The sequence below is a fragment of the Paenibacillus sp. S-12 genome, assembly GCF_030363895.1.
Lineage (GTDB): Bacteria > Bacillota > Bacilli > Paenibacillales > Paenibacillaceae > Paenibacillus_B > Paenibacillus_B alvei.
Genome location: NZ_JASIUF010000018.1, coordinates 255,234 through 280,286 on the forward strand (window position 1 = coordinate 255,234; position 25,053 = coordinate 280,286).

At 49.4% G+C, this 25,053-nt stretch carries 20 protein-coding genes; 7 read left to right on the forward strand and 13 right to left on the reverse strand.

All coding sequences use genetic code 11. The features are described 5' to 3' along the window. Positions 1-77 precede the first annotated feature (77 nt). The 11 genes from arcC to NO352_RS18590 form a co-directional block, all read right to left on the reverse strand. Positions 78-1,013, reverse strand: coding sequence for a carbamate kinase (arcC, locus tag NO352_RS18540; RefSeq protein ID WP_289356426.1), 936 nt, complete (start codon positions 1,011-1,013; stop codon positions 78-80). After that, positions 943-1,953: an oxamate carbamoyltransferase subunit AllH family protein gene (locus NO352_RS18545; RefSeq protein WP_289356427.1), complete on the reverse strand. Its 1,011-nt coding sequence runs from the start codon at positions 1,951-1,953 to the stop codon at positions 943-945. The genes arcC and NO352_RS18545 overlap by 71 nt, the downstream gene beginning before the upstream one ends. Continuing rightward, complete coding sequence (locus NO352_RS18550) at positions 1,928-3,187, reverse strand: YlbE family protein (RefSeq protein ID WP_005544048.1); 1,260 nt, start codon at positions 3,185-3,187, stop codon at positions 1,928-1,930. The genes NO352_RS18545 and NO352_RS18550 overlap by 26 nt, the downstream gene beginning before the upstream one ends. A 112-nt stretch (positions 3,188-3,299) precedes the next feature. Next, positions 3,300-5,087, reverse strand: a complete 1,788-nt coding sequence (fdrA, locus tag NO352_RS18555; protein WP_289356428.1) for an acyl-CoA synthetase FdrA — start codon at positions 5,085-5,087, stop codon at positions 3,300-3,302. 121 nt (positions 5,088-5,208) lie between these two features. Further along, the gene (gene allD / locus NO352_RS18560) at positions 5,209-6,258 is read right to left on the reverse strand and encodes an ureidoglycolate dehydrogenase (protein WP_040735478.1); all 1,050 of its coding nucleotides are present in this window, start codon (positions 6,256-6,258) and stop codon (positions 5,209-5,211) included. 178 nt (positions 6,259-6,436) lie between these two features. Then, the gene (gene allE, locus NO352_RS18565) at positions 6,437-7,204 is read right to left on the reverse strand and encodes a (S)-ureidoglycine aminohydrolase (protein WP_289356429.1); all 768 of its coding nucleotides are present in this window, start codon (positions 7,202-7,204) and stop codon (positions 6,437-6,439) included. A 68-nt stretch (positions 7,205-7,272) separates the two neighbouring features. Continuing rightward, positions 7,273-8,535 carry an MFS transporter gene (locus tag NO352_RS18570; RefSeq protein ID WP_289356431.1) on the reverse strand — a complete coding sequence of 421 codons (1,263 nt, stop codon included), beginning with the start codon at positions 8,533-8,535 and terminating at the stop codon, positions 7,273-7,275. Positions 8,536-8,597: 62 nt separating this feature from the next. Continuing rightward, positions 8,598-9,830 (reverse strand): allantoate deiminase, encoded by a 1,233-nt coding sequence (allC, locus tag NO352_RS18575; RefSeq protein WP_005544053.1) that lies wholly within the window; start codon positions 9,828-9,830, stop codon positions 8,598-8,600. 333 nt (positions 9,831-10,163) lie between these two features. Further along, positions 10,164-11,852, reverse strand: coding sequence for a PucR family transcriptional regulator (locus NO352_RS18580; RefSeq protein ID WP_289356434.1), 1,689 nt, complete (start codon positions 11,850-11,852; stop codon positions 10,164-10,166). 247 nt (positions 11,853-12,099) lie between these two features. Then, on the reverse strand, positions 12,100-13,569 hold the full coding sequence (locus NO352_RS18585) for a sensor histidine kinase (protein WP_289356471.1): 1,470 nt from the start codon (positions 13,567-13,569) through the stop codon (positions 12,100-12,102). Beyond that, positions 13,562-14,224: a response regulator transcription factor gene (locus tag NO352_RS18590; RefSeq protein WP_005544056.1), complete on the reverse strand. Its 663-nt coding sequence runs from the start codon at positions 14,222-14,224 to the stop codon at positions 13,562-13,564. Before NO352_RS18590 ends, NO352_RS18585 begins: the two co-directional genes overlap by 8 nt. Positions 14,225-14,389: 165 nt before the next feature. On the opposite strand from NO352_RS18590, the gene NO352_RS18595 reads away from it, so the two are divergent. Further along, on the forward strand, positions 14,390-15,268 hold the full coding sequence (locus tag NO352_RS18595) for a hypothetical protein (protein WP_289356435.1): 879 nt from the start codon (positions 14,390-14,392) through the stop codon (positions 15,266-15,268). A gap of 248 nt (positions 15,269-15,516) precedes the next feature. Here NO352_RS18595 and NO352_RS18600 read toward each other — a convergent pair whose 3' ends face one another. Beyond that, positions 15,517-17,145 carry an ABC-F family ATP-binding cassette domain-containing protein gene (locus NO352_RS18600; protein ID WP_163975179.1) on the reverse strand — a complete coding sequence of 543 codons (1,629 nt, stop codon included), beginning with the start codon at positions 17,143-17,145 and terminating at the stop codon, positions 15,517-15,519. A gap of 677 nt (positions 17,146-17,822) precedes the next feature. Here NO352_RS18600 and rsgA point away from each other — a divergent pair. Then, positions 17,823-19,049: a ribosome small subunit-dependent GTPase A gene (gene rsgA / locus NO352_RS18605; protein WP_289356436.1), complete on the forward strand. Its 1,227-nt coding sequence runs from the start codon at positions 17,823-17,825 to the stop codon at positions 19,047-19,049. Between the two features lie 208 nt (positions 19,050-19,257). On the opposite strand, the gene NO352_RS18610 is transcribed toward rsgA, so the two are convergent. Beyond that, positions 19,258-20,364, reverse strand: a complete 1,107-nt coding sequence (locus NO352_RS18610) for an MBL fold metallo-hydrolase (protein WP_268599461.1) — start codon at positions 20,362-20,364, stop codon at positions 19,258-19,260. Positions 20,365-20,775: 411 nt separating this feature from the next. Here NO352_RS18610 and NO352_RS18615 point away from each other — a divergent pair, with 411 nt between their 5' ends. The 5 genes from NO352_RS18615 to NO352_RS18635 all read left to right on the forward strand — a co-directional run bounded on the left by NO352_RS18615 (position 20,776) and on the right by NO352_RS18635 (position 24,997). Continuing rightward, on the forward strand, positions 20,776-21,927 hold the full coding sequence (locus NO352_RS18615; RefSeq protein WP_289356437.1) for a virulence factor: 1,152 nt from the start codon (positions 20,776-20,778) through the stop codon (positions 21,925-21,927). 226 nt (positions 21,928-22,153) lie between these two features. Further along, entirely contained in the window at positions 22,154-22,546 is a 393-nt protein-coding gene (locus NO352_RS18620; protein ID WP_005544063.1) for a GntR family transcriptional regulator, read from the forward strand. Beyond that, complete coding sequence (locus tag NO352_RS18625) at positions 22,543-23,259, forward strand: ABC transporter ATP-binding protein (RefSeq protein WP_289356439.1); 717 nt, start codon at positions 22,543-22,545, stop codon at positions 23,257-23,259. The genes NO352_RS18620 and NO352_RS18625 overlap by 4 nt, the downstream gene beginning before the upstream one ends. Before the next feature lie 2 nt (positions 23,260-23,261). Then, entirely contained in the window at positions 23,262-24,017 is a 756-nt protein-coding gene (locus NO352_RS18630; protein WP_289356440.1) for an ABC transporter permease subunit, read from the forward strand. 56 nt (positions 24,018-24,073) lie between these two features. Beyond that, entirely contained in the window at positions 24,074-24,997 is a 924-nt protein-coding gene (locus NO352_RS18635; protein WP_289356442.1) for an ABC transporter ATP-binding protein, read from the forward strand. The last annotated feature ends 56 nt before the right edge of the window (positions 24,998-25,053 follow it).

Consider the following 25,053-nt stretch of genomic DNA (forward strand, 5'->3'; position numbering starts at 1 on the left):
GGTGCTATTTCTTCAATGCAACTGCAACAGAATTGATAACCGTCTGATGCAATCCTCTCTTTAGCGCCAACTTAGGATTAGGAAATATGCGTTCCCGACGTTCCCTGGAGAGCCAAGGCCGCTTCCTGAAGGGAACAAATGATAGCATGCTTCCCTTGGTCGGCGAATGCGACGGCTGCCTCCATCTTTGGTCCCATGCTGCCTGCGGAAAAATGGCCCTCCCGGACATATTGCTTCGCTTCCGCCGTGCTGATATGATTTAGTGCCCGCTGCTCCGGCATGCCGTAATGGATAAAAACATGATTCACATCGGTTACCATCATGAAAATATCGGCACTCGCTTCATGAGCAAGCTTGAGGCCGCTGCGATCCTTGTCCACGACCGCCTCGACGCCGGAAATCGTTCCATCCGCTGCCTGCACAACCGGAATGCCGCCACCGCCGGATGCAATGACAATGTTGCCGTCTGCGGCCAGCTTCATGATCGTCTCCGCTTCCATAATGGATTGCGGCTGCGGCGAGGGAACGACGCGCCGCCACCCTCGACCTGCATCCTCCATCATGTTCCAGCCCTTCTCCCGCATCATGCGCTTGGCATCCTCCTCACTATAGAAGGTGCCGATCGGCTTCGTCGGATGCCGGAACGCTTCATCTTCTGGAGACACTTGCGTTTGCGTCAGCACGCTAACAACATGCTGCGTTAAGCCGCGCTTGCGAAGTTCATTTTTTAAGCATTGATCAAGCATGTATCCGATCATCCCTTGAGACTTTGCATTGCATACGTCCAATGGGAAGGGAGAAACGACATCCTTTGCCTCCTCATTCTGTTGCAAAATCAAACCGACCTGCGGACCGTTGCCATGCGTAACGATCACCTCGTAGCCTTGCTGCACGATATCGGCGATGATCTCGCTGCTTCTGCGCACATTTTCAAGTTGATTCTCATAGGTCGCTTCTTGATGAGGCCGCAAAATGGCGTTGCCTCCCAATGCGATCACAACTCGTTCTGACATGCTCATACCTCCTTAGTGCCATAATGGCATTAGCGATTCCGAATGCTGTATCGATCCCGGAGCTATGTCCGGAATGCAGCAATTGTACAAGCTTGGCTTGAAAATAAAGGGCATCCTCCATCATCATCGCGTTCAGCACCTTAACCACCTTGTCACTAAAGCGCCCGCGCAGCGCATGTCGCAAATAAGCCTTACTCACATCCGTCGTAATCTCTTCTCTTTCTATAATATGATGCAAAATGCTCAATAACGCAGGGTGAAAAGCTTGCGTCAATGCCTGAACGGCCAGTATGCCGACCAGACAATCGTCTCCCGCTGGCGTCAGTCCTTGTCCGCGGCCAAGGAAAAAGCGCAAATGTTCTGCAATCGCCTGAACTTCGCCGCATACCAAGCTGATCATCAATTGTTCCATATGCCGTAACGTGATCGATTGCGGCTCATCTGGGTAATAATCCTCCGCAAGAAATCGGTCCCACTCCACGCCAAGCCCGGTTGATACGCCCCATGCCCGGCATGCATGCAGCATCGTGTCGATATGAATCAAATTACGATAACTGCGGTAATGTTCTTGTTCGATATGATATTGAAAGGGTTCTGCCTGAGACAAGTCTAGAACGAGTGGACGAGATGGATGCCGGAATAGCAGCATATCCGGCGTTGAGGCAATCACGGGATCGCCACAGCGAACAGAGCAGCGCAGCCTTCTTACGCGTTCCACTCCCATATGGATGCCGAACGGTAATCTGCCGTTCTTCGTCGTCCCGATAAAGACGAGTTCCTCACCCTCTCCTATCGCCAAATTGATGCCGTTTTCGAAAACGCTGTGAACAAAGCCAAGCCGCCTCTGGGAAAGGAGCGCCGGCAGTTCCGCATGAATCTCCTCTCCCCTAAGGCAAGACGTATACAACGGCGCGCTATAGAAGTCCAAGTCTGGCCGCATACGCTTCAAGCGCCTTCTCGAAGCACTCGACTGGCGGACGAACCGTGCCTGCTCCGATCTGCCCGACTCCCGGCTCCTTATGGGCGATGCCGGTATTAATAACTGGCGTAATTCCGGTTTCGACGACTTTTCGGGCGTCAATGCCGAGACAGATGCCGCGGAAGTTCCATGTCGGAACGGTAAAATTCGGGTTCTGATCGATGGAGATCTCGATCATCTCATTGCTTGTCGCCAAGGCATCCTGGAATCCACCAGCGCCGACGAACCGCGTAACGCCCGGTGCAGCAATCATCGCCATCCCGCCTACGCCGAATGTTTCCGTAATTGCACTGTCGCCGATATCCGGGTTGGCATCATCCTGCGAGTATCCCGTGAAGAACAGCCCTTGCGGCGTATTGACGGGCGCAGTAAACCATTCATCGCCCATGCCGCTTATGCGAATGCCGAATTCTTTGCCGTTCCGGCACATCGCTGTAACGACCGTGCCTGCTTCAATTGTGCGGGCGCCGTCCATGACTGCCTTGGCCGCTGCCATCATGATGTTCAAGAAGAATTGGTCGGTGTCCGCCAAAAACTTGATGACGCTCTGTATCTCCCGTTTTTCCATGTCGAGATTGACGATATAAGGGCTTATCTCCTTCAAGAAGACAAGCGAAGCCGCGATATTGCGCTGGTGGAACTCGTCACCCATCGTTATGGCCTTCGCGATCATGACATTCAGATTCAGCCCGCCCTTGGTTGCTTTAAGCGCACGCGACAGCGTCGGACCCAGCACATCCTTCATCCAAGTCAAGCGAGCAATCACTTCCTCCGAATAAGCGCCGAAGCGAAGCACCTTGCCGATTCCCTCATTCATAATACAGTAGGCCTCATTGCCTTCGGTGCGGTTCTGCACGACGAATACCGGCATATTGCCTGACGTGATGCCGCCCATCGGCCCTACGGCTTTCACATGGTGACACGGAATGAAGCGGATCTCGCCCTGCTCCAGCATCGTACGGGCCTCCGCTTCCTCCTTCGCCCAGCCTTCGAATAGCACGGCGCCTACGCAAGAGCCCTGCATGGGGCCTGTCATGTCCGCATAAACGATCGGCGGTCCCGCATGGAGCAGCGTCTTGCCTTTCAGCTCTGGAATAACGGTATGGGCCGCCACGACATCGACGAGGAACGGCGTACCGCCGGAGATTTTATCAATAACCGCCTGATTGGCTTCATCAATGGTGTTATAATTCATGCGAATTTCCTCCCAGTTGTTTGTTCTGCAGGATCCATAAAGTCTTGGCAATTGCAATACAGACCGCTTGTTAGTTCCCATTCACTAGTTCGCGCATTTCACTGGTCATCGCTTATGCATGAACCAATCTTATTCGCCCGTTAAATCGGTATTGATTCAATTGCTTCAAGATATGCTGCATCTTGGCGCTGCCGCCCGCAACCGGACGCCAGTCGTACTGCACCACCGTGGCGCCGCTGCCGCTCGCCGCAATGGCTTCCGCGAACTTGGACAGTCCTACGTTAATAATGGATGGCTTTCCGTTAAGCAGTTGCTGAACGAATGAGGAAGATTCACAGTTGTCGGCAGAGACCGTAGCTGCCGGACGATATGATTTCGGTACATCTTCAAGGCTAAGATTCATCATCGCTAGCACCGTGCGCACTGCTTGATTGTTGCTCTCTTTCACGAGCACGCCCGCCTGCTCGAATCTGCGCTTCTGTTCCGCATATGACTGCGGATCCTGCGAAGTCCCACATAATGCAGCTACAAAATAAATGTTGCGCCCTTCCGCCTTCGCCTTGGACGAAGCTTTCTCGATTGCAGGCGCCAGCACTCCTGCCATGTCGTCATGTCCGCCGTAGCCGAGCACGACATCGAATAAAATGACGGCTGTAGCGGGATCGGCCGCAGCCTTCTCGATATGTTGAATTCGCGTGGCCGGGTCGATCATCGGATGCGGCTTGCCTTGGGTGTACATGTCATCCCCCAGATCGACAATGGCATGGCCGTTCGAGCGAAGCACATAACCCGCTTCGTGGATAAGTCCATCCTGCAACTGAAGCGCATCCGCAATGAGCATGGCCGCCTCCGCAGCCAAAGTGCCTCCGGCATATAAGCCTTGAATCGAGGTTTGATCCGATTGCAATTCCGTCTCCGGCACTTCAAGCGGCACACTGTACAGAGGCAGCACCGGGTTGCCTTTCCCCAAATCAATCGCGATCCTCGCCGCTTCCTCCAACGTGTATGCTTGATACATATTACCTTCATGCGCGGAAGGCTTTTCTCCCAGGAATAGGGCAACTACCGGCTTTGAGATCCCCTGCAGCTGGTGAACGACCCGATCGCGCACCTCCTTCGCCGGCGGCTTGGAGATGACGACAATGACGTCGGTTTGGTCGCTATGCTCCAATCCGTGAATGCCATCCAGCATCGTAATCGCGCCAATCCCCTCCGAGAGATCGCGCCCGCCTGTGCCGATCGCGTGGCTGATGCCGCCGCCCATGCGATCGATCAATGTCGATACTTCTTGAATGCCGGTGCCCGATGCGCCGACGATGCCGATATTGCCTCCCTTTACGCAATTCGCGAATGCGAGCGGAACGCCGGATATAATCCCGGTACCGCAATCCGGCCCCATGACGAGCAAGCCTTTTTCATGCGCCTTGCGCTTCAAATTCAATTCTGCTTCGATCGGCACATTGTCGCTGAAAATGAATGCATGCAGACCAAGTTCAAGCGCTTTGTCCGCCTCTTCGGCCGCGTACTGTCCCGGTACCGAGATCATCGCCAGATTGGCGCCCGGATTCTCCTTCAAAGCGCGTTCCCATGAGCGAACGCTCAACGTGGAAGACTGGCTGCCGCTCACAGATTGATCGCTTAAAAAGCGGTCAACGGCGGCGAGCATATCGTCCACATTCCCGTTCGCCTCTGCATCAATGACAATGCACATATCGTTGGCTCCCGCCTTCTCCAGTTCATCCGTATAGAGTCCGGAATTGCCCATGATATCCTTGTTGGCTGGCGTCCCCATCATGATCGAGGCTTGGACTACGCCCTCTAATGCTGATATATGATTCGTCAAGAGCATCAAATTGACGGAATCTTGATATGAATTCGGCTTAATGATCGTATGCAGCATCTTGATTCACCTCTGGTTGTCCGTAATGTTGGCACGATTGCAAGTACAGTTGCTACAGTTACTAATGCGAGTTCAGCGAGTTCGAATGTTCATCAGAATCGTCATTGAATAACGGATTGGTTTACGTGGCAAACGGATCTTTATGATCATACTTGTTGTAATGAATAACGTCCGATACGAGATACTCGTAGACTTCGTCTACAATCTCGATTCCGTTCGCCTCGTTCTCCTGCTCGATCAAATCGTAATTTTGCCCCGGATACAGTACCTTTTCGAAGCCCGGTGCAGGCTGAATGCTGTTCAGGTCGCGCATCGTCTGCGTGATGTTGCGGCGAAATTCCTCCAAATTGGTAAAGAAGGACGGATCAAGCACGATATGGAGTTGGCCCAGATTTCTGCCTTCGGTCAAATCGTGATACATCGAGCTGACGCGATTGCCGAACGGCAGGCCGAGCAGAATGCCTGACAGCACATCTACCATCATCATAAGGCCGTATCCCTTTGGCCCTGCGATCGGCAGGAGCGCATGCACTTGAAATGGATCGTTCGTCTTCACGCCTTGATTATCGACCGCCCATGTATCGGGAATCGCCTCGTGCTTCGAACGAGCGTGCAAAATTTTCCCCCAAGCCTGTACGGTCGTCGCCATATCAAAGGTAATGAGCGTATTTCCTTCGCCCGGAGCAGCAAAAGCAATCGGATTCGTGCCGTAATAAGCCTCAGCTCCGCCATAAGGAACAACCATCGGATCGGATTGGCACACTGAGATGCCGATAAGCCCCTCGCGAGCCGCTTGCTGCACATAGTAGGACAAGGCGCCGCTATGTCCAATTCGTCTCACGCCGACCACGGCGACTCCGTTCTCCTTGGCCATGTTCACCGCATGCTCCATTGCTTGCCTCGCTGCAACATGCCCGGCCCCGTTATCCCCGTCTAATACGGCAGAACATGGGCCTGTCTTTTCAAACGTAAAGTTCGGACTTACATTCGTACCGCCTTTGGAAATGCGTTCCGCATAGTATTCGACCCGCATCGCGCCATGGGAATGGACGCCGCGAACATCGGCATGAACAAGCACGTCCGCCACCACGTCCGCATGGCTTGCGGACAGGCCGGCACGGGTCAACTTCGTACATATAAGCTGATGCAGGTTCTGCTTGGTTACTTTCATGTCAGCACCTCTCTGCAATTATTCCGCCTTCCTCCCGCTGCCATCAATCAGCTTACGCATTGCTGCACCAGCAGCGGAAGACGGTTCATTATCTTAATCCGTATTGCCGTTCAACCGTATGTTCTATTTCTGTTCTATCTCTTGCATACCATTTATGGTTCAAAAAGCGCCTGACCACTTACAAGGAAGCGTCACGGTTGCAGTCTTTCGAATACAAATAAGCGAAAGGCTCTCTGCCTACTGCGTAAGTCGCTTGGGGGACGTAAGGCCCCATGTACAGGTAATCGCCCTTTTTGATCGGAATCCATTCATTGTCCAGATTGTAGATGCCTTCGCCGGACAGCATAATGGCTCCGTGTTCCTGGTAATGCGTCTCGACGAACGGATGGCAGCCGCCCGGTTCGAACGATAAAATATGAAAGTTCATGTCAAATGCCAGATCTGTCGGCAGCAAATCCTTCAGCTTGACGTTTGTCATATTGTCGTAATCCATCGCTTCAAGTTCATGCACATTTCCGGATACGACCCACGGAGCATGCTCGCTTCCATCGAGCGGGACATATTTTTGCTTGTACAAGAACAATTTCGTATCTTGCACCTGTTCATTTTCCAAATACAGCTTCACTCCCGGAGGACAGTACAGGTAGCCGCCTTCTTGCAGTGAGAAGGACAGCTTATCCGCCGAAGCTTTTACGCGTCCTTCCATGCAGTACACGAACGTTTCGACGCCGGCTTCGCCGAAACCCTGCACGTTTTTGCCGCCTTCATGCATCGTCACCACATAATCGACGAATTTGGCGCCCAATCGTGGTGAAGCCAGTATCGTAAGATCACACTGTTCAAAGCCCGGCACGACATTTTTGACCAAGCCTTCCGGCGGGATCAGTGCAAAATTGCCTCGTTTAATAATCGAACGACTCGCTAACAAATCTTGTGGGTAACCCATGGTATACACGCTCCTTTAGAAATTGAATTCGCTTGCAGAGGGAAAAGCAATAAATACGTATCCTAACATCATGCAGACTGCTTATGTTCCTCGCCCTTGGTTGCTTGCGGCTCCTTCTTCAAATTCGCCAGCACCATAACCGTCGAGCCGATGACAATGACGACCGTGGCCAGATAGAAGCCCAATACTTTACTGCCCGTTGCGTCCGATATGAGTCCCGTGACGAACGGAGCCACAACCGAAGACATCATACCGAAGAAGTTGAAGAAACCGAATGTTGCCCCGACTCCCTGCTTCGGCGCAATATCCGCCACATACGAGATTAAGAGCGGCTCGACCGCCAGCTTCCCGAAGAAACCGTACAAAATGAGGCAAACGATCAGCAGCGTATTCGTGCTAACGGAAACCGTCAAGTACAGCATGACCGCAGCCAGCAGCTCCAATAGAATAATGAACGTAATCTTCTTATGCATGAATTTGTCGGACAGCCGACTGAAGAGCAGCGCGCCAGGCACGGCGCTGAATGCGACCAAGGCAGCCGCAAAGCCGATCGCGGTTCCGTGGAAGCCCCGCTCCTCCTGCAAATAAGAGGGAAGCCAGGTCACGATCATGTAATAGCCGTAGCAGGTTGCAAAATATAGCACATAAGAAGCAATCATCTTCGGATTGGCAAGCAAACGTTTCAATGTCGCCTTATCTTGCGTATCGCCCTGCGCGTTGGCTGCTGCATTGGATGGTGCAGTGCTTTTTTTAATGTTCTTGGCAAATACCAGCATTAATAGAAATGCCAATCCTGCCGTAATGAAGAGAAGCACCCGCCAATTCCATCCGGCATCCTTTACGAGAAAGCTGGAGCCGATCAGGCCAATCGCCATGCCGATGGCAGAACCGCTGTTAATAATCGCGGTGGAGACACCCCGCTTCTCCTTCGGGATCGTCTCCGAAGATATCGAATAGGCTGGCCCGTAGTAGGTTCCTTGCCCCAATCCCGTAATAAAGCTCGCCACTAAGATGAACATGAGTGAACTGGAGAACCCGACGAGAATTGCGCCTAACGTGAATAGAATGAACCCCGGAATAATTATCGTCTTTCGTCCGAACTTATCCGCCAGCAAACCCGACGGAATTTGCATCATTGTATATGCGAAGAAAAACACACTGAAGATGAGACCCATGCTTGCATCTGACGTCACATTCAAATCTCGTTGTATTTCGGGAAGAATTGGATTCAAGATGGTGCGGTATATCCAAATGACCGTCCATCCGAGACAAAGCATCACGATGACCTTTTTCCAATACTCCCACTTTTCCTGTTGGCCCGTGTCCCTCACAATTTCACTCTCCTCAGCGTACCTAGTTGTATGTCTGCCTGCTTGTCCGGCTCACGATGTTCTTATGCCTCGTATGCCAGCTCATACAGCGCATGGGTCAAGGCTTGAACGCCGGCTGCCAGATGCTCAGGGCTGGTATACTCGGCCGGATTGTGACTGATCCCTTTGCGGCTCGGGACGAACAGCATCGCTGTCGGTACAAATTTCGCCATAATTTGGGAATCGTGTCCAGCCCCGCTGTGCATCAGCTTGAACGGGATGCCATGCTTCTCGCATTGCCGCTCCAGTACATCGAGAATTCGGGGATCCATCGGAACGGGATCCTCATCCATCCACATCTCGATCTTAAGCTCGACTCCGATTGCTCTGGCGGTGCGCTCCATCAATTCAGTAACCTCATCGCTGAATCGAACCAATGCTGACTTGTCCGTATGACGGATATCCAAAGTGAACAGCGCGCTGCCCGGTACGACATTGACCACGTTCGGCTTTACTTCGATCTTGCCAACCGTCGTCACTAACGGATCGCCGTGGGCTTGGGCAAGATCCAGAATTTGTTGAATCATGCGTCCCGCCGCATGCACGGCATCTTTGCGATATCCCATCGGCGTAGTTCCCGCATGATTGGCTTCCCCTGAGAGCTCAATCGTGAAGCGCCGCTGGCCGACGATGCTGTGAACGACGCCGACCGGCAAGCCTTCATGCTCCAGCACGCTGCCTTGTTCAATATGCAGCTCCACGAAGGCCTGAATATCGCTGCGCTTTTCCGTCTTGCTATCGGGGAATTGAAAACCCGCTTGCTCCATCGCTTCAACAAAGCGAACGCCTTGGAAGTCGGCTATATTCTGAACATCCTCCTTGTTTGCTGTGCCCGCAAGATTTTTGCTTCCCCAGAACGTAAAGGGGAAACGGCTGCCTTCCTCTTCCGCAAATGAGACCACTTCCAAGTTGCGAAGCGGTTGCCCGTGCTTCTGCTTTAATGTCTTCATAGCCAGCAAAGCCCCTATGATGCCATATTGCCCGTCGTATTTCCCACCGTTGCGCACCGTATCTACATGAGATCCGCTCATTATCGTTTCTTCCGGATACAGGCTGCCTTCCAGCCGCCCGTACAAGTTGCCGATCTCGTCATAATACGTAATGAATCCTTCCTCTTTCATGCATTGCTCCAATGCTTTTTGCGCAGCCGTCCACTCCTTGGAATACAGCAGGCGGGAAACGCCTCCATTCGGGTCGTTGCCGAATTGGCTCAGCCACTCGACAAGACGAACGGTTTCCGTTTGGATATGATCCATAGTCGTATCTGTCCTTTCTGCAAGATGTGTGTGCATGACCCAAGCGAGATAAACGGCGCACGCGTCCGCCTATCCGCGGTGCAATAAAGAGCGTTCTTTCAGCGGCCTTATGTACTTGCTGCCAAGGCCGTTTGTGCTTTCACCTTGATTGTAAACGCTTTAAAAATGAATAACATCGAGGCAACTCGATAAAAAACGGGGTGTCTTTTTATCCATTTTGGATAAGCGAGGAACAAGAGGAGCCTATAAAAAAACAGACTTAGTCTCATGAACGTACTTTGCATTCATGAGACTAAGTCTGAGAGCTCAAAACATAATTCGATTGTTATCCGATTATCCGATTGCGATATGGGGCGCCAGCGGTTTGTCCTCCAACAGCACAAGAATCTTCAACCCGACCTGCACGGACAGCATCTCATCCGGATCGTCCATGTCCATGCCGGTAATTTCCTTGATGCGCTCCATGCGATACGTCACCGTCTTATAATGACAGAACAATTCCTCGGCCGTCTTGGCCGCGTTTTGATGGTGCTGCAAAAACGTTTGCAGCGTTTTAATTAAATCGTTGCGGTTCGGCTGCTTGTAAGCAAGCAATTTATGCAGCGATGGCGGAATGAACTTCGCCAGTTCTCCGGCATCTTCGATTTGACAAAGCAAGCGATAAATTCCCAAATCCGAAAAAGCCGCAATGGCGGATCTGCCGTTCATCATCGTGCCGAGGTGCAATGCATCCTGTGCCTCCTTGTAGCTCCGCGGCAGCTCCAAAAGATCCGCCGCCGCGCTTCCGATTCCGACCTGCACCTCTATTTGCTGAACGCGCTTACAGAAGATCTGTTGAATATCGCGAACCGCTTCCTTTATCGAACGGATACAAGCTGTTTTATCCCCCTGCTCACTATCCGCGCTCCACAGTACGACTAGCTGATCGCTTCGGCTCCGTATGATTCCTTCCGGCAGCCGCTGCTGAATGAGCTCGTACAGCATGCGTTGATTCGGATTATGAAGACCGTATCGTTCCGCATCATTTATACGGCCATGATCCGGACTCTGCAGGCGAAACAGTACGACAATGTGCGCCTTGCTTAGATTCCAGCCGATTACATTAGCCCGTTGATATACACTCTGCAGCGATTCAAACTTCGCGTGCAGCAAATCGTCGATTAAGTCGTCCTTGAATTTCATTTCCACCTCGGCGACCGCATATTGCTTAATAAGCTCAAGCGACAAGGAGGTGGCCGCATTCTCTATCGCGATGAAGTCTAGCGCCTCCACCTGTTTGCATGTCTCATGGATAACCAGATGCACTTTAATATGATTGACTGTCTCAACCGGGATCACGAGTTGATGGGCGGTGCTTCCATTCCAGTCCGGATAATTCACGCGCTGCCTGAAACAAGAAAATTCGGTATCGATTCGAACGTTATCGTCGTTCTCCTCCTGTTCCAGCACTACAAACGCCGCCAACCGCGGATCGGTCGCCGCTATCGTCCCGAAGTTCCGGTCATACAACGTAACCGGATTCCCGATGAGCTTCGTTAAGGAGGCAATCATATTGTCCGAGCCTTTATTCGCCAGCGTCAGCGCAATGAAGCGATCATGAACCTCCTTGAAATATTTGAGCTTGACCACTTGACTGTTGAACAGTGATTCCATGACCGGATACATAATTTCGCGGTAAGGAACCTGCTTCGGAATTTGAATGACGGGAATATGGTATCTATCCGACGCTTCGATGATGCCTGACGGGATATCATGCACGAACCGACCGGTTTTAATCACTAAAGCGCTTACATTCTTTTCAGACAATTGAGCCATGAAAGCTTGCTGTTCGCAGTCATCATATGATTGCAGCGGGTACAGGCTGCTTAACAGCAATTCTCCTCCGCTAATCCATTCCGCAATATCCGGCGCCTCAATGATGGTAACGCCCCGAATCGGGTTGTGCATTCCTTGCTTGCCGCTAACCACGAATGCTTGCTTTAATGTTTCGATTTGAAATAAGTCCTTTACTCTGAATTCCATCTTTCCAGCTCCCATCGATGTAGAAGTAGATTCAGTCGAGTACAGAATAAGAGCTAACTTACATATGATTGCTGTTCTACTAGATTACCTTACTTTTGCAGACAATTCATCCGCTATAACGTTAGCGCCGTGAAAACTTTGTGACCTTATAATAAGAAAAAGGCCGATCATGGGCATGTCTGACCATCAATCGACCCAACGCTCGTCATGAAATGGCATTCATTTAGCTACGGTTGCGTTCCCGTCTCTAACTAGTGATCCCTTGTTCCGATAACGGAATCACAGCTTCAAATAGAACCCCTTGTCCGATATTGTGCATAGAGAATGAGATGCCAAGAGCATCAAAAATCTGCTTTACAATATATAACCCTAGACCGCTTCCTCCTGTATTGCGGTTTCGTGATTTTTCGATGCGAAAGAAAGGTTCGAAAATATGCTGCAGATCCTCCTCTTTTATGCTCACTCCCGTATTAACGACTTGAAATTGGAGGCAGCTCCGCTGTAAATTCCGAGTTAGTCGAATGAATACTTTTTCTCCCTGCGGCGAGTACATAATCGCGTTATGAATAATATTTTTGCACGCCTTTTCCAACAGAATGCGATCAGTATGGATCATGATATTTGAATCGATCTGCTTCAGAAGCTGAATATCCCGTTGACCGGCAAAAAATTCAAGGTTTTCAGTAACGGTATCCATAAGCTGCGAAAGATTTACTTCTTCCGGCTGCAGCTTGAACGTATGTCGCTCCAGCCTCGACATACTTAAAATCTCGCGCACCAGCTTCTCCATTTCCTCAATAATTTGGTGATTTTTACGCAAATATTGATCGCGATCCTGATAAGGGCCGATATGATAAATCATCCCTTCCAAATACCCCTTCATCACGGTTAGCGGTGTCTTCAACTCGTGTGCTGCAATCGCGAAAAACTCTCTTCGTTTCGTTTCTGCCTCCCTTTCTTTTTCTATATCGCTTTTTAGCTGCCGATTCGCAGTTTGCAAATCCAGCATCGATTGCTGCAAATTAACGGACATTTCATTTAAGCTATTGGACAGCTCCCCCAATTCATCCGAGGAACGAACCTCGATTTGTTCGCTAAAATCCAATTTCGCCATCTTCCGCGCGCCCTGATTAATGTAAAGCAGCGGCTTGGTAATAAACCTGGAGTACAAATAAGCGCTCCCTATGCCAATCACGATCACGATAATACTCATATAAGGGAGGAAAAGAGCCAGCACCTGCGAAGCCTCATCAATCGGCTGAAAGGTAGCTGATACGACAAGCGTGGCAGACATATCCCGATATTGAATAGGAACGTTGACATTATAGGAATTTGTACTTATAGACGTCTTGGCCGTTCCAGCTCTTATTTCCGCCGATAGCGCCGATAGCGGATAAGCTTTATGAATCGAAGGAAAATATGGCGAGTATATGATGGCTCCCTCTTTATTTTGAAGATAGACGTTTGCATTATTTTTTTTGGAAAAAGTATCAAGAAGCAGCACGCCATACTGCAAATCATGCTCCTTCGATTTCGTTATGATTTCTTCGATCCCAGTCTTTAGCTGATCCGTCTTGTACTGCTCGTAAAAGGTTGGCAGAAAAAAGTACAACGATACATAAATCAGGACGGCAAAGGATAACAAAATGAGCGAGGTAATCACAAAAAGCTTATGAGTGATGCGCTTCATCTTCAGCATGTCCAACCATTTACTCATCAATTTTATAGCCGATCCCCTTTACCGTTTTAATGTAGGGTATGTCTAATTTCTTTCTAATATTTTTAATATGCGTATCGATAACGCGCGTCTCTCCGTAATAATCAAAGCCCCATACCTTCTCGACAATGCTTTCTCGGGTGAGTACTTTTTTCTCGTTTTGAACCAGCAGCTGCACGATTTCAAATTCTTTGGTCGTTAAAGGGATATCTACCTCATTCACAAACACTTTATAGGCGTCGCAATCTACTCGAACCTCCTTGAATACCAAGCCATTATTCGTTCCTTGATCCTTGCTTCTTCTCAGCACGGCCTCAACTCTCCGTATCAATACGTGAAAAGAAAAAGGCTTCGTAATATAATCGTCGATCCCGAGATCGAACCCCTTCAATTGATCCTGTTCTTCCTCTAATGCCGTCAGCAAGATGATCGGAACATTGGACTCGCTTCGAATCATCGTGGCTACCTCAAATCCGTTTAAATTGGGCATCATGACATCCAATAAAATTAAATCGAAGGCTTGCTTATTAAATTGCTTCATGCCCTCTATTCCATCACATGCAACTTCAACACCATATTGTTGAGTCATCAAAAATTGTTTGATGAGTTCCCGAATCTCTTGATCATCCTCGATTACTAGAATTCGATCATTCATTGCCATCTCACCTCGTAAACCAGTATAGCTGCGGAATCTGAAGTTTATATGAAGACGCGCATGAAATCCCCACTGAAACTCTACACGAGCTTCATCATAACTCCAGATACAAGCCATACAATGAGGCTGTCAACAAAAATACGACTGCAAAGGAGATTGACGACAATGAAAAAAACATTAACTACAACTGCTTTAGGTGCTGTACTTACCTTCGCCTCTTTGGGATCTGCATTCGCGGCTGAGGTTCCAGCACAATCTATCGGACAAGGGCAACTGGCAGCAACTGCTATTAAGGTAAAGGCAACAAGTAATCTTGATGAAACTTCTAAAGAAAAAGTAAAAGCGATTTTCGAGCAAATGCAGAAGGGAACGCTTACGAAAGAGCAAGCGAAAGCTCATCTGCAAGAGCTTGGCGTCGATGTGGAGTTTGGTATCAAAGGAGATCATGACGGCATCAAGTTTAAATTAGGCAAAGTGAATTCTGTTAATCTCGATGACGCCACCAAAGAAAAGGTAAAAGCGATTCTTGAGCAAGCTCAAGCCGGTTCCCTTACGAAAGAACAAGTGAAAGCTCAACTGCAAGAGCTCGGCATCGACATGGATGTGGATTTCAGCAAAGCAACTCATGGCGTAATGGTAAGCGCAGCAAAACTCGATAACCTTGACGAAGCTGCGAAAGAAAAGGTGAAGGCAATTCTTGAGCAAATGAGAACAGGAGCCCTTACGAATGAACAAGTAAAATCCCAACTGCAAGAGCTTGGCATCGACATGGATGTGGATTTCAGCAAGGGTCATTACTTCCAAGTAAAGATGGATAAATCGAAGATGGATACCCTTGATGAAGCAACCAAGGGAAAAGTGAAATCCATTCTTGACCAAATGAAAGCGGGGACGCTTACCGAAGAACAAGTAAAAGCTCAGCTTCAAGAGCTTGGCATCAATATAGAAGTGAAGTCCGGCATGGTTAACGGCATGACGAAAGACGGAAATAAAGTGATGAAGGTAGTTAAGTTTGATGATGCTGCTGCCCAGCAAAAGATGTAAGCCCGTTTTGATCAATCAAGAGCAGTACGATTATGAAGAAGCAAATGGAGACTCAGCTTGATGACATTCTTGGCGTAAAAACTCTTGATATTCAGGTAGCAAAGTAGCACTATATTGAAAAAGCCCGTGAGATTGCCGTACTATATGCGGTAGATCTCACGGGTTTTCGTATGTTGTTCATGAACTGCTAAAAAAAGAAGTTCAAACAGCCTCCCGGCTATTTGAACTTCCTCTCATCTATTTTGCGCTTATTTGCTTTCTACTGGATACAGCTTCTTGCGCAGTTCTTTCACTTCTTCATTTTCAAGATATTCGTCGTACGTGCATACACGGTCGATGATGCCGTTCGGCGTAATCTCGATAATGCGGTTCGCAATCGTCTCGATGAACTGATGGTCATGGGACGTGAACAGCATTGTGCCGTCGAAGTCAGTTAAGCCGTTGTTGAGCGCTGTAATGGACTCGAGATCCAAGTGGTTCGTCGGTTCATCGAGCAGCAGCACGTTCGCGCCGCTCATCATCATCTTAGAGAGCATGCAGCGAACCTTCTCGCCCCCGGACAATACGCTTGCTTTCTTCAATGCTTCTTCCCCAGAGAAGAGCATGCGGCCCAAGAAGCCGCGAAGGAACGTCTCGTCTTGATCCTTGGAGTATTGGCGGAGCCAGTCAACCAAGGAATCCTCAACGCCATCGAAGTAAGCGGAGTTGTCTTTCGGGAAGTAAGCTTGTGTCGTCGTAACGCCCCAGCTGAATGTCCCTGCATCCGGTTCAATCTCACCCATGAGAACCTGGAACAAAGTTGTCTTCGCCAATCCGTTTGGACCTACGAGTGCGATCTTGTCGCCTTTATTTACAACAAGGTGAAGATTGTCGAATACTTTTTCGCCTTCCACTGTCTTCGTCAAGCCTTCGATTGTCAGCAATTGCTTGCCGGCTTCGCGCTCAGGCTTGAAGTTGATGAATGGATATTTACGGTTCGACGGACGAATGTCGTCAAGCGTAATTTTATCGAGCATCTTCTTACGTGCAGTCGCCTGCTTCGACTTGGATGCGTTCGCGCTGAAGCGCTGAATGAAGGCCTGAAGTTCCTTGATCTTCTCTTCCTTCTTCTTGTTCTGATCACGCATCATCGTTTGCGCTAATTGGCTGGACTGGTACCAGAAGTCATAGTTACCAGAGTACAACTGAATTTTACCGAAGTCGATATCTGCAATGTGCGTACATACCTTGTTCAGGAAGTGACGATCGTGAGATACGACGATAACAGTGCCTTCATAATCCATCAAGAAATTCTCGAGCCAGTTGATCGATTCGAGATCCAAGTGGTTGGTAGGCTCATCGAGCAGCAAGATGTTCGGGTTGCCGAACAATGCTTGTGCGAGCAATACGCGTACCTTCTGGTTGCCGTCAAGCTCAGACATCTGCTTATCATGGAAATCTCTAGGGATTCCGAGACCGATAAGCATTTCGCCTGCGTTCGCTTCCGCTTCCCAGCCGTCGAGCTCAGCGAATTCGCCTTCCAGTTCGCCTGCGCGCATGCCGTCTTCTTCCGTGAAGTCTGCCTTCGCATAGAGGGCATCCTTCTCTTTCATAATCGAGTACAGACGCTCATGGCCCATAATGACCGTATCGAGCACCTTGAACTCGTCATATGCATAATGATCCTGCTTCAAGACCGATAGACGGTCTCCAGGAGTAATGTTGACTTGACCATTTGTCTGTTCAACTTCACCAGACAATATTTTAAGAAATGTCGATTTGCCCGCACCGTTCGCGCCGATCAAGCCGTAGCAGTTCCCTGGCGTAAACTTAATGTTCACGTCCTCGAACAGCGCTCGTTTCCCGTAGCGGAGCGTAACGCCGGTTGTACTAATCATGGCATTCCCGTCCTTTGCCTATTAATGGTTTCAAACTGATATTATAGCACAAGGATTAATATAATGCGACGATTGAACATTTTTACCATGATCTTTGTAGAGTTAGACATAGCCATTTTTGTATTTTATGTATATACTATTTCCATCTTTATCAAAATGAAGGTGTCCCTATTTCCAAACGGATGTCGGGGATGCCCCATTCCTACAGAGGTTCACAAGGGCTTCGTGGTTAGAAGCGGGCTTTTTGAACTACCTCTTCAAATGAATGTTCAAAAAGATCGGTTTTCAGCACCAAGAAGGTTGCTTGAACTCGAAGAAGGAAGCGCGGAGTGTAGGCAAGACTACATGAGCACTGGACTTCGAGAGTGAATGCAAGATTCGACGTAGAGATCTCCTTCCTGTACAGCTTCGTGATTAAAAGCGGGCTTTTTGAACTACCTCTAAAAAAAGAAAGCGAGGGATGTTAGATGGTAAAAAGCATTGTATATAACGTTCGGGAGGAACATTTCAGCGCCTAGCGCATGATGCAATGGATTGAGCCCAATACATGACGACGCTAGAGTCGCTTGAAACGTCTGTCTCTCCCGAACTTGACCATGCCGCAATGTCGTTCATTCGCAGGTACAACCAAGTTCACTATGAAGCGGCTAAATGCCGCATACAAGGGAGAATTCAGATTGGAAACAATAAAACCTAATGACAACACACTGGATACACAACTCATAGTAGATACTTGCTCACAGCAAGAGCCTCTGCTAGAGAGCAGCACACTCGATATCGAAGATGGATTTCATGGCACAATCAAGGATCTGCGTGATCTTGGTTTCGATGAAGCTTGGAACAACACGTGGGAGTCTTGGCTGAATGAGCTTTCAGAGTCTGCTGCACGCCGTTTTGCAGGACAGCTCGTGCCCGCACGCGTTGCGCTGGCGCATAAGCATCTCTATCGCGTTATTGGCACCGATGGAGAATGGCTTGCAGAGCTGTCTGGACAGGTACGTGCCGGAATGGAAACACTTAGCGATTGGCCGACCGTCGGCGATTGGGTCGCAGTGGCGCCTCGGCATGCAGAAGGACGCGCAACGATTGTAGGCGTACTGCCTCGCCGCAGCATGTTCGGACGCAAGGTAGCCGGGGGCAGACGCGATACGCAGATCGTTGCGGCGAACGCAGACCTCGCCCTGCTCGTTACCTCCATGTCTCGCGACTTCGAGCCGCGGCGCTTGGAGCGTTATGCCACTCTAGCATGGGACAGTGGCGCCATGCCTGCTGTCGTGCTGACGAAAGCCGACGAGGCGGACGACCCTGAGCTCTTCGAGGCACAAGCGATGCAGGCCGTTCCCGGCGTCGATGTGTTCTGCGTCTCTGCTATGACTGGCGAGGGCATGGATGATCTTCGCGCACGCATTGCCCCAGGCATGACTGTCGTGTTGGTTGGCTCTTCCGGTGTCGGCAAATCCACACTTGCCAACGCGTTGACGGGCACCGAGCAAATGTTGACGCAAGCAGCGCGTGCAGACGATGACCGCGGCCGCCACACCACAACGCATCGTGAGCTTCTGCGTTTGCACAACGGCGCATGGCTCATTGACACGCCGGGCATGAGAGAAGTAGCTATGACGGCTATCGATAGTGAGGGCTTGTCGCACACCTTTGAGGATATCGAAAGCCTTGCTGCACAATGCAAATTCAGCGATTGCAAGCATGAGCGCGAGCCCGGCTGTGCCGTACGAGGAGCTATCGATACCGGCGAGCTTGATGCAAGCAGGCTGCGCGGCTATCATAAGCTCCAGCGGGAAATCGCATACATGCACCGCTCAGAAAATGCCCAGCTTGCCCGTCAATATGTGCAGAACAATAAAAAGCTGTCAAAATTGAGCAGCCGTGTAAGCAAGCGCCGTTGATAGCAAGTATCGAACATGAGAATGGTATCACTGCAAGTATAAAAAGCGTCAGCGCTAATACAAAAGGGAAGCCTCTGCAAAAGAGGATTCCCTTTTCTAGTTTATTCATTTATATAACTGCTTGTATTGGTCTGTTTAAAATACTGCGCGCAGTTATAACGAATTCGTACCAATTAACGCAGGAGGCATACTGCCGCGAAGCGTGGTCTTACTGCGATTCCATTCGCACGCGTGAAGACGAGGATGGTGCAGATACGGATTGTCCGAACGCTTCTGCGAAGTTCCATATCTCGCCATGCGCTAATACGCATACACGCTCTTGAGCAATCCCCCGTTTCACCCGTTCTGCTTCCAGCCGATCCAGCGCCTCCTTCGGCGTATCGTCAGCTAACTTAAAGGCCCCATAATGCATCGGGATCATCTTTGCCGCCTTTACATCCTCGAAAGCTTGCAGCGCTTCTTCTGGCGAGACATGCTGCTGTGACATGAACCATTCCGGTTCATAGGCTCCGATAGGCAACAAGGCGACATCAATGCGGAAACGCTCGCCAATTAGCTCAAACCCGCGAAAATATCCACTATCGCCCGCAAAATATATTGTTTCATATGCGGCACCCTGTTCCTCTTTATACGGAAGGGCGTCACTCGATTTCCTGCATGAAGAAACTGAAGGTTCTGAAGCACCTTTAGTTGTACTTCGTTTCGTCGCCTTTGCATCCCTCGATACATGCTCCAAAACGTACCCGCCCCAATGAGAGCGATTCATATCCGTCAATGTCCGCCGTGTCCAGTGCTGTGCCGGCACGAACGTAATTTTCACCCGTTCTGCGATTGTAAGATGCTCCCACCATGCCAGCTCATGTACATTGGAAAAGCCTTTGCGATTCATCTTCCCAAGCAGACCATCCGGTACAATCACCTTAGTTTGAGGCCCTGTCAATTTCCGTAATGACTTTATATGCAGATGATCGTAGTGAGAGTGTGAAATAATAACGACGTCCACAGGAGGCATTTTTTCAATCGGAATGCCCGGCGGAGCAAGTCTGGCTTGCGTCGCCATTCTTGTGGCCCAGATTGGATCCGTTACAATATTCAAGCCGCCTATTTGCAGCAGGAAGGTCGAATGACCGATCCACGTAATCGTTGTCTCTGTTTGATTGGCGTTCAAAAATGCTATGTCCGGCTCTACATTCGGTACGACATAGGAATAGTCCTTCGTCTTTAATCTATCCTTGCGCTCAGCTTGCCAACGCCGAAATTGATTCCATGCTTTAACCGTTGTCACATCGTCCATGTTGACGTAATAGCGCTTCATAAGCACCACCTCATTTGCGAATAGTTCGGATCGAATGACAAGGGCTATTCTGTTCCCTTGCAATTGGAGCAAATGTCGATCAAACCGCATCCTCCCTTTAGCATACCAGAACCTTTCTGCAGCACCAAATTTACAGCAGAAGCCCTTCTTCTCATGCCGATATGTTAAGCTGCTCACTTCCTGACGACATCCTTCCATCCTATGCACGTTATTATCTGTTGGTCGAGTGATGAAGACTATGTATTGCCCTAAATGATTAGCTCCAACCACTATTTATTGAAAAATGCCATTTTGCTTTCTCTGCACCAGTACTGGCATGTTGACACTAACAAGCTTATCCCTCTTCATTGTTCCTCACACTCCGATACGATACAATAGAAGCAAACCACACGCCAACGGAGGTGCATGTCAATGAACTTAATCACAATTGAACCGACTCCAAGTCCGAATTCTATGAAGCTGCACTTGGACGAAACACTGCCTGCCGGCATTCGACGTACCTATTCAGAAGATAACCGACGCTCCGCTCCTCCGATTATCGCCAGCTTGCTTGATATCGAGGGCGTAAAGAGCGTATTCCATACTGCCGATTTTATCGCACTTGACCGTTTTCCGAATGCCGACTGGGCTCGCATCCTTGAAGAGGTGCGCGGCCTGTTCGGACAATCCCAAGCGGATAGCACGCAAGAGAACGATCTGGCTTCCTGGACATCCTTCGGGGAAGCACAAGTGTACGTTCAATACTTCCGCAGCATTCCGATGCAAATTCGGGTTCAAGCCAATGGACAAGAAGAACGCGTAGGTCTGTCCGATCGCTTCGTACGAGCAGTAACCGAAGTTGCGAGCGCTACCCTTATTAAAGAACGCAAGCTTAGCGACTACGGCATCCGTTACGGAGAGCTTGCCGATATCGCTCGTGAAGTTGAACAGGAGCTTGAGGCCGCCTATACCGAAGAACGAGTGGCCTCCCTTGTAAAGCAAGCCATTGCGAAGGGTCGTACGGATGAGCCATTCATTGAGGAACGCCGAGAATGGTCGGATGAAGAATTGAAGCAGCATCTGAACAATCCGGATTGGCGCATGCGGTATGCGGCCTTGGATCGGATGGAACCGACACCGGAGAGACTAGAACCTATTGCGAAGGCTCTTCATGACGAGCAAAGCCAGATCCGTCGTCTCGCTGTAGTATACTTAGGAGAAATCAAAACCGACGAATGCATGCCGCTCCTTATCGAAGCGCTTCAGGATACATCTGTAAGCGTTCGACGCACAGCTGGAGATACGCTATCTGATATCGGCGATCCAATCGCAATCGAGCCGATGATTATAGCATTGCAGGATAAAAATAAACTCGTCCGCTGGCGCGCAGCCCGCTTCCTCTATGAAGCCGGCGATGAGCGTGCGCTGGCAGCACTTGAGCAGGCCGCACAGGATAACGAGTTCGAGGTTGCCCTGCAAGCACGCATGGCAATCGAGCGCATTCGCTCCGGCGAAGAGGCAGTCGGCACCGTATGGCAGCAGATGGCTCGTCTGCGCGGACAAGACAATCAGTCGTCTAAATAAATTGATAAGGCCATAGGGCAGCAATCCGTGTGCAAGCACTGGAAAGCTGCTCTTTTTTTTATTTATTCAATTCTATCGGCACATTCCTGATCACCATACTGTTTAAATGCCCCAATTTCCAGGCTCACGTGATTTTTTTAACACTTTTTTCATTTGCCTATTGTATTAAGTGTATCAAGTGATATAATACACTACATACAAGTGATACACCGAAGGAGGGAGCTCATTGAATGACGTGATTGTTGGCGGAATGCGATTCACGTTGGACTTAAGCAAACCACTATACGAACAAGTACTTAATCAAATCCGAAGCTCCATCGCGAAAGGGGAAATCGCATTGGGTGAGAAAATTCCTTCTGTCCGAGAGCTTGCACAAGCTCTGAAGATTACACCGAACACCGTCATGCGCGCCTACCAAGAACTCGAACGGGATCAATTGACGGAGACGCGCCGGGGACAAGGTACATTTATTACGTCGAATGCTGAGGCAGTTGCAAGCATACGCACTTCTTTAGCTGAAGAAGCGATACAAGAGTTTTTATCGAAAATGTACAGCATTGGATTTACATTGGACGATATTCAGCACCTATTAACGCATAAGGGAGGACAAGAAGGATGAGTCAGTCCATTGCAATACGGACCGAACATATTACGAAGCGCTACGGAAGGAAGCTGGCCCTGCACAATTTCTCGCTTGAAATACCGGCAGGCAAGGTTATCGGTATTTTGGGAGCGAATGGAGCGGGCAAGTCCACTCTATTCCGCATGATTACCGGACTCATACAGCCGGATCAAGGCAAACTGGAAGTTCTTGGACGTACGCCTGGGTGGCAGACGAACCGTGATATCTCCTATTTGCCCGATCGTGCCCGCTGGTTCGAGGGGCATACCGTGAAGCGCGCTTTGGATTGGGCCGAGAACCTTCTTCCGAATTTTGAACGGGAGCGGGCCGATGCGCTTGTCGCCTTCATGAAGCTGGATCAGGATATGCCAACGCAGGGCATGTCACGCGGGCAAGAGGCAAGGTTAATGCTAACCATTTGCATGGCACGCCATGTTCCGTTGCTCATCTTGGATGAACCGTTCTCCGGCATCGATCTACTGTCCCGCGAGCGGATCATTGCATCGATTATCGACAATTTGACCGTACGCGATCAGACCGTTCTTATTAGTACCCATGAGATTCACGAGACAGAAGGGATATTCGATTATGTCGTATTCATAGATAACGGCCAAGTACTGCTTCAGGGCGACGTTGAAACACTGCGCAGCGAACATGGCTCGATGGAATCGCTGTACCGCAATTTGTATCGTCACAAGGAAGGAGAATAGAAATGGATTTACGTGCAATGTTTTTCTTGGCCAAAGATGAGCTTAAGCGCCGCAGTCATAAAGCAAAATCCAACAATAATAAATGGGCGCTTGTATACTGGGCGATTGGAATCATCCTTTTATTCGTGTTTATCACTATGAACGCCAAGCATTTTGAACCGAATAGCATTCTGATCATCACCATCGGGTTCCCTTATATGACATTCGTGCTGGGATACGGGCTTGTAAAGCGGGAATGGAAAAACGGAACCATCGGCTGGTGGCTGACGCTTCCTTATTCGAGAAGCACACTGATCCTATCCAAGTGGTTTGTCAGTTCATTCATGTCTTTCACGTTCTATGTAATGGCTTGGCTCGCTATGCAGTTGTTCGTTATCTACGCACTGCTCGTAAAAGGGACTTTGAGCTTAGCCATGTATGGCGTATTTCTGAAGGAATCTATGATTTGGTACGGCATCATCATGCTGACCATTCCCGTTATGAGCGCGTTCGGCATTCTAACGAGTATCGTATCCCGTTCCAGCTTGAAGCCATTAACGCCTATTCTATGGATCGTTTACGGATTGACGGGTAACTCCATCTTCTGGTTAACTCGGCTGGATCGTGCCCAAGTTTCTGGGGATAATGTCACTTTCAACATACTATCCGTGTTATCAGCAGATCAAATCGGTATAATCGCAGCAGCATTCTTAATAATGACTATTCTGTTTATTAGTGCCTCTTCTGCATTAATGAAAAAAGAACTCATTTCCCAATAATCTGGGATTTTCAACTATCGGAATTTGGAACTCGCTTGAATTAAGGAGGAACCTGTATGTCATTGGCAATTGAAGTATCGAACTTGCACAAAAAGTATGGCAGCCACACTGCATTGAACAATATTTCATTTCAAGTCCGTCCGGGAATTTGCTTCGGCCTACTCGGCCCCAACGGCGCCGGCAAATCGACAACGATGAAGATCATCTCTGGCATTCTCCAGCCGAATAGTGGCGCTTTGCATGTATTTGGGATAGATGCAGTCAAAGAAGCCGCAAAGGTACGGAACATAATCGGTTATGTCCCCCAAGGCATCACCTTGTATGAGAAGCTCAGCGCGTACGATAATTTGAAGTTTTTTGGAGAAATGTATGGCTTAAAAGGAAGCCCGTTGAAGGAACGCATCTCAACCGTTTTGACACAGGTCGGGCTTCTGGATCGCGCCAAGGACGCCGTTGGCACCTTCTCTGGTGGTATGATGCGCCGCGTGAATATCGCTGCTGCACTCCTCCACCGTCCGAAGCTGCTTGTTCTTGATGAACCTACTGTCGGCATTGACCCACAATCGCGCAATCATATATTCGAAATGATCCGCAAGCTGAAGCAAGAAGGGGTATCCATCATATACTCGACTCACTATATGGAAGAAGTCGAAGCACTCTGCGAGGAACTCGCCATCATCGATCACGGTTCTGTTATCGCCCAAGGCGGTCTGCATGAGTTGCTTGCGCAGTATGGAACTAATTCCGTATATGTCGAAATGGATAAACAAGCTGCGATTTCCTTCGACTCGATTCCCGGTACAGTGACTGCCCAAGAAAAGGGCTGGATTATTGATACCGACGATACACTCAAGACGATGAACAGCGTGTCTGCACATTGTCTTGAGAATCATGTAAAGGTTACTCGTCTCGAAATCGTTCAACCTTCATTGGAGACCGTGTTCTTGAATTTGACGGGAACGTCCCTTCGGGATGCTTAATAGAAGCTCAGACCGAGAAACATGTATAGGAGTGTAACTTTCAAGGAGGAGAAACC